Source organism: Brevundimonas diminuta ATCC 11568 (assembly GCF_000204035.1).
GTDB classification, from domain to species: Bacteria; Pseudomonadota; Alphaproteobacteria; order Caulobacterales; family Caulobacteraceae; genus Brevundimonas; species Brevundimonas diminuta.
The window spans coordinates 1-2,079 of the sequence record NZ_GL883087.1 but is presented as its reverse complement, the minus strand read 5'-3'; the positions used below and the strand labels follow the sequence as shown (position 1 = coordinate 2,079).

3 protein-coding genes are annotated in these 2,079 nt (G+C 72.6%); all 3 read right to left on the bottom strand.

What is annotated here, in order from left to right:
• A partial coding sequence (gene gspL / locus BDIM_RS16680; RefSeq protein ID WP_248601244.1) for a type II secretion system protein GspL occupies positions 1–710 on the bottom strand: 710 nt, incomplete at its 3' end.
• A 10-nt stretch (positions 711–720) separates the two neighbouring features.
• Positions 721–1,677, bottom strand: a complete 957-nt coding sequence (gspK, locus tag BDIM_RS16675; RefSeq protein ID WP_003166729.1) for a type II secretion system minor pseudopilin GspK — start codon at positions 1,675–1,677, stop codon at positions 721–723.
• Between the two features lie 26 nt (positions 1,678–1,703).
• Positions 1,704–2,079: type II secretion system protein GspJ (locus BDIM_RS16670; protein ID WP_050796813.1), on the bottom strand; the 376-nt coding region annotated here is incomplete at its 5' end.

The following is a 2,079-nucleotide window of genomic DNA, read 5'->3' as shown; positions in this document are numbered from 1 at the left end:
AGGATCAGGGGCGAGACCAACAACGCCGCCGCCAGACCCGCCGCCAGCCGCCAGCCTCTGGCCGCCTGCCCTCGCTCACGCCGGTCGTGGATCTGCAACAGGTCGACCGGCGCCGCCATCGCCCCCGCCGCCAGGGCCGCGTCCAAAGTCTCGCCTTCCAGCCAGGTCAAAGAACGTCCGGCCGCAACCGCCTCCGCCAGATCCGGCTGGACCGTCACGGCGAACGCCGGGCCGCGCAGCGCCACGTCGGCCCCCGCCTGTGCGGCGGTCAACATCTCCGCCTCCAGCGGCGCGGGCAGGCACAGGTTGTCCGGCACGACCGCCTCGGGCCGGATGTCGAAGGCCTCCATCCAGCGCAGCCAGGCCTGCAACAGCTTGGCCGAAACCGCCGCCGTCAGGCGCGGGCCGCCATCGACCGGCGCAACGCCCAGAGCCACGTCCAGCCCCTCGACCTCGCCCGCCGCCTGATCGCGCAAGGCCCAGCGCGCGGCGGCTCTGGCCTGCGCCATATTGCCCGGCGGCAGGTCCAGCCAGCGCGTCATGACGTCCGCGCCGGGGGCCACGGCGATGGTGCGCATCGACGGCGGAGCGTCGGCCTGATGGGGGTCCAGTTCGCCGCGCCCGACCACGCGGCCTTCACGATCGACCAGCAGGAAACGCGCCGCCAGGGTCGCGTGGGTCGGGATGAACAGGATGCGGGCGTGGCTCATTCTTCCATGCTCATTCTTCAGGCGTCCAGCGACGGATGACGGTGCGCGCCGCGCCGTCGGGCGCGACATGGATCAGGGCGGTGCGGACGGCGCGGGCGTCGCCATGCTCGATCTCGACCCTCAGGTCGAAGTAACGGGTGGCCAGGGTGATCTGGCCCTTGGCCTCTTCGTCGACGACCACGCCCGACAGGGCGGGTTGGGCCCAGAAGGCGTCCGGGCTGCTCCAACCCGTCGCAGGACGCGCGGCGATGGCCGCCTTGGCCGCGTTCAACCCCACCACGCCCCGGCTGATCGCGACCAGAAGCACGGCGTCCTGCGGCTCCAGCGTATTCACATTCAGGGGCGACAATCGCGCCTCCGGCAGGGCGCACAGATGGGGCCTCAAACGGCGATAGAGTTCGTCGTCCACCCCCGCCACGGCGCGCAGTTCGCTGACCTCGGCCAGCATGACCCCGCCGGTGCGATAGGGCGTCGGGCGGCTGGCGTAGGCGGCGTCCTCCGCCCCCTGCGCCGAAACCTCGTCGTCGCCGTCCATCCAGTCGGTCAGGGCCGCCGCGACCGCCGACATCCGCCCGCGCGGCAGGCCCAACGCTTCGCCCAAGGCGATGAACTGCGCCGCTCCTTCAGGCCGGGCAATCAGATCCTCGCCCTGCCCCAGCGCCAGGCTGTTCAGATTGAAGCAGGACTGGCCGTCGCGGATCACCGCCCGCCCCACGCCCTCTTCCAGCGGCAGGGCGAAGACGCGGCCGTTCCATTGCGGCTGCAACGGCGTGCGCGCCGGATCGGCGCGCACCAGATCGGACAGCCGCCGCCGCGCCAGCGCCTCCGCCCCCGCCGCATAGGCTTGCGCCTGCGCCTGGCTCTCGGCGTTGGTCGTGCGGCGCACGGAAAAGCGCACGTCGTCCAGAAGCACCACGCACAGCGCCGCCATCACCGCCACCAGCAGCAGGACGGTCAACAGGGCCATGCCCCGGCGATCGCGCGGCCGCGTCCTCATGCGGCGGCGACCAGAAACAGTTGCTCGACCGGGCCGAAACCGTCGAGCGTCAACGTCACCCGCACGGCGTCCGGCAGGGGCCGGTCGCTGCTGGCGGAAAAGGCGGGGGCTTCGGACCCGTTCTGGATGAAGGCGACGCGGGCGTCCTTCACCCCGCGATACAGCACCTGCGGTGGCCCGGCTCGCGCCCCGTCCAGATAGGGCGCCACCCGGCGCTCCAGCCGATCCTCGACCAGCCGGTATTCGACCCGCTGGATCGAGGCGCGCGGCGCACCGTCAGGATTGCTCCAGCCGCTGCGGGCCAACACCAGCAGCGGATCGCCCGGCGACTGCGGCCCCATGATCGCCTGCGGCGCCGGCCGCCCCGTCGGC